Raw genomic sequence first — 4,106 nt, 5'->3', positions numbered from 1 at the left:
TTGTTTTGGGGCGGCCTTGGTTTTCAAACACCCCTCCAATATTGTGGGGGGGGGGGGTGGGGGGGGGCGTGCCTCCCCCCGGCGCCGGCCCCCCCCCCCCCCGGGGGGGGGGTTGTGGGGGGGGGAATTCCACCCCGATCGGTGCGCGCGCCCCCCCCCCCTGGGGGGTTGGGGGGGGTACACCCCCCCAAAAGCTTGGATTGAGTGATAAAATCGGAAGTAATAGTAAATCCGTTGAGTATGGGCTATGCAAAACGGAGAATAAATAATCAGTTTTTAATAACTGGATTTAGTATTACTGTTTACTGATCACTGAACATCTAAATCAAGTTAAAATATCGGCTCCCAACATCCGTTGATATTTAGCTTCTAAGGCTTGTTTCAAATTGGGCAAAGTGATTAAATGGGGATCATCTAACATAATTTTTTCGGCGGCATCTCTTGCCAAAACTAACACCTCTTGATCCTCGACTAAACTAGCGAGGGCAAAATCTGGTAAACCCGATTGTCGTTGTCCTAAAACTTCCCCCGGACCGCGAAATCGCATATCCATTTCCGAGATAAAAAAGCCGTCTTGGGATTGTTCCAAAACCGTTAATCTTTGACGGGAATTAGCACTATTAGTGCCACTTAAAAGTAAACAATAGGATTGATGGGAACCTCTGCCCACGCGCCCCCGTAATTGATGCAATTGTGAAAGGCCAAAACGTTCGGCATTTTCAATTAACATCACCGTGGCATTGGGAACATCCACCCCCACTTCGATAACCGTAGTTGAGACAATAATTTGCAGAATATTATCGCGAAAAGCTGTTAAGATTTCCTCTTTTTCGGCGGAACTCATGCGACCATGGAGTAAACCGATATTAAAATTGGGAAAAATCTTTTCTGATAAATTTTGATATTCTTCCACCGCAGCCCTAACATCTAATTTTTCCGATTCTTCAATCAAGGGAAAAATCACATAAGCTTGTCTGCCTTGGGCAATTTCACGCCGAATTAAATCATAGGCAGCCCTTCTTTGATTTCCATTTAAAGCAGTGGTTTGAATCGGTTGCCTGCCGGGGGGTAATTCGTCAATTTGACTCACATCCAAATCCCCATGGAGGGTTAAAGCTAAAGTACGGGGAATCGGTGTTGCTGTCATGGTTAAAACGTGGGGAGACTCTCCTTTGCTTAATAATCTTGCCCTTTGTTGTACCCCAAAGCGATGCTGTTCATCAATAACAACTAAACCTAATTTGCGGAAATTAACTGCATCTTGAATTAGGGCATGAGTTCCCACTAAAAGTGGTAATTCTCCTGTCTCTAATTGGGCGTGAATTTCTCGCCGTTTAGCGGTTTTTGTGGAACCAGTTAATAATTCTACGGGTAAATGTAAGAGATTAAACCAGCTAACTAACTTACGATAATGTTGTTCTGCTAAAACTTCCGTGGGAGCCATTAATGCTGCTTGATAACCAGATTGTAGGGCTGCTAAAATGGCATAAACTCCGACAATTGTTTTGCCAGAACCCACATCCCCCTGCACAAGACGATTCATCGGGGTGCTAGAATCTAAATCCTCTAAAATTTCCTCAATAACTCGTTTTTGAGCATTGGTTAATTGAAAGGGAATTATCTGATTAAATTGATCAATTAGTTGACCCTTAGCACTAAAAATAGCACTTTTCTGTGTCTGACGATACTGTTGCCGCCGCCGCAGAAAACCCAATTGTAAAAAGAAGAATTCATCAAAGACTAATCGCCGTCGCGCTTGACTGAGAATATCGGAATTATTGGGAAAATGAATGTTAGTAATTGCTGTTTTTAAATCGATTAATCCGTATTGTTTTCTTAGACCGAAAGGCAAGGGATCTTTTATCGCCTCTACTGCCCCAAAAGCGGCGACTACAGCCTTTCTAATTAGGTCGGCGGGTACTCCATCGCTGAGGGGATAAACCGGCAGAATACGCCCGATTTTTAAGGACTCAATACTTGCCCCAGAACTGTCTAATAATTCAAATTCAGGATTTTCTAAAGTTACCCCATATTTTCCCGCTTTGACTAAACCACTAACCGCCACCACCGAACCGACGGGATAGAGTTTTTTTTGTCCTTCTTGCCAAGCACGATTAGTATAGCGAGTTCCCGCATAAAAACGGTTTAATTTTATCTGTCCAGTGCCATCCTGTAAGAGCAATTCAAAGATAGCTAACTTGGTATTTTTGGGGCTAGTAAAACAATTACAGCGCTTGACATTCCCCACTAAAGTTACCGTTTCCCCCTCGGTTAAATTAGCGATATTGACTTGACGACTGTAATCCACATGATCCCGGGGATAATAATATAATAAATCTTCAACTTTGTGGAGGTTTAATCTTTCTAAAAGACTGGCTTTTCTCTCTCCCACTTCCGCTAGATATTTCAAGGGTTGTTCGAGGGTAACTTGCCGTGGAGAAATAGCCTTTGCTGTGATGGGAGTGGTATTAATAATTTTCGCCGCAGCTGGTTCTTTTGCGGTGGGGGTTGCTTCTAAAGTTTGCCGTAATTGCTGCAAAAAATTGCGAGTTTCGGTGACTAATTGTTGTCTTTGTCTGGGATTAAATTGGGAATATTGGGCAAATTTTTGGGCTAATTCTCGCCAGCGATTTCTCTCACTGGTGGCAATTCCCACGGGAGGATTATCCCCGAAACTAAGACACAAAAACTCGCTAAAACGGTATTGATTTCCCTGAAGATCTGGATAACCTTTTTCCGCTTCTACAGATAAGGCTTTTTGTAATCTCACCCAGTCGGGTATTTCCCCTTTCATAATTGTCTCTTGACTCCAAATTTCCCAGTATTATGCTTCCCTGATACCCCTGTTTGATCATAACTGATTAATCGTACCAACTACTGCGCCATGCCGCTTCCGCTTGAGCGATAGTATATTCTTTGCGAATACGATGATATTGTTCCCCTAGACGATTTAATTGTTCCCAAAGGGAGCGAATTTGATTTCTTTCGACACTTAAACGCGCATCGGCAAATTCAAGTTCAGCCATTCGTAGATGAATCGCCGTTACTTTAGTGACTTTGCCACTTGAAAAATCATGATCATCCCCATCCCCATCATCTTCATCTTCATCTTCATCTTCATCTTTTTCTTCCTCTGGTTCAGGGGTTTTAGCTTCCACTAGAATGTTTAACATATTATTTCCTCCACCTAGAGACTGTCCTTCTTCTCCCGCTTGAATTGCCATATCGATAATTTGACTGGGTAGATGAGGGGGAAGAATATAGGCTTTTTGTAGTTGCTGATTAATTTGTTTAGAGAGATGATTGAGAATCTCGATACAGTTTTTTTCCAGCACTCGACAACAATAAAGTAAAATATCGGGGTTATTAATCTCTCCAGTTGCGGCTAGATTTTCCCGTTTGTCTAGAAAAAGTTTCAAGAAATCGGGGGTGTTAACTGTCTCTGCTGGACTTTTAGAGAATCCTACCCCTGAAAATGCCCCTCGCTCGAAGCCCTGCTCGCCCAATTGCTGTAAACTGGCTTTAGCCTCTTGTCCTAGAGTTTTGATCTCCTCTTGTAGTTTCTGACGATTGCTGTGGGAAAGGGACAGAAATTCCCCCCCATAGTAACGGGTACAGATATAATACACTGCCCCGATCGCCTGTTTATAGAGAGATTCACCGAGTAAATCAAGATAAATTCGGTATTTTTCTCGCATTCTTTCGGCTAAATTTGCCACTTCCGTTTCTATGTTCTTTAAATCTTGTTGTAGCTTGTTCAGTCTTCCAGTCATAGAAATTTTACCGAGGGAGAAGTTAGCGATCGGCGAATTCTATTATAGCGACTCACTGTCAGCTATAGCACCCTGACATGGGGGAGATGCTCAGACTCGATCGATTGTCAGTTATTTTCGCGATTAAGTAAGTAGTTATAATTAAATTGAAGATAGATTTTGCCTCTGATCCCCCCTGCCCCCCTTGATAAGGCTGTCCTTTAGTCACATCTTTCTTAACATTTCAAACCTTTGTAGCACAAGGCTTTCAAGACTCGGTTAACAATTTGTAATATTCCTTGTTGACACCCTTACTGACAAAGAAAAAACTGAAATCAAGTCAGGATAAGGGTT

The 4,106-nt window shown here is 42.7% G+C and carries 2 protein-coding genes; both read right to left on the bottom strand.

Annotated features, from left to right (window positions below; all coding sequences use genetic code 11):
• Positions 1-325: 325 nt before the first annotated feature.
• The gene (gene recG, locus ACOCD9_RS05135) at positions 326-2,794 is read right to left on the bottom strand and encodes an ATP-dependent DNA helicase RecG (protein WP_287701574.1); all 2,469 of its coding nucleotides are present in this window, start codon (positions 2,792-2,794) and stop codon (positions 326-328) included.
• A 67-nt stretch (positions 2,795-2,861) separates the two neighbouring features.
• A complete protein-coding gene (locus ACOCD9_RS05130; protein ID WP_287701576.1) occupies positions 2,862-3,773 on the bottom strand; it encodes a hypothetical protein in 912 nt (303 codons plus the stop codon).
• Between the last annotated feature and the right edge of the window lie 333 nt (positions 3,774-4,106).

The organism is Microcystis sp., assembly GCF_048564745.1.
GTDB lineage: Bacteria > Cyanobacteriota > Cyanobacteriia > Cyanobacteriales > Microcystaceae > Microcystis > Microcystis ichthyoblabe_A.
The sequence above is the reverse complement of the archived record's forward strand: the minus strand, read 5'-3'. Positions and strand labels throughout refer to the sequence as shown.

Bases quoted from the DNA above. Each gene is read 5' to 3' on its own strand.
- recG (WP_287701574.1), bottom strand. From the start codon at position 2,794: ATGAAAGGGGAAATACCCGACTGGGTGAGATTACAAAAAGCCTTATCT.
- ACOCD9_RS05130 (WP_287701576.1), bottom strand. From the start codon at position 3,773: ATGACTGGAAGACTGAACAAGCTACAACAAGATTTAAAGAACATAGAA.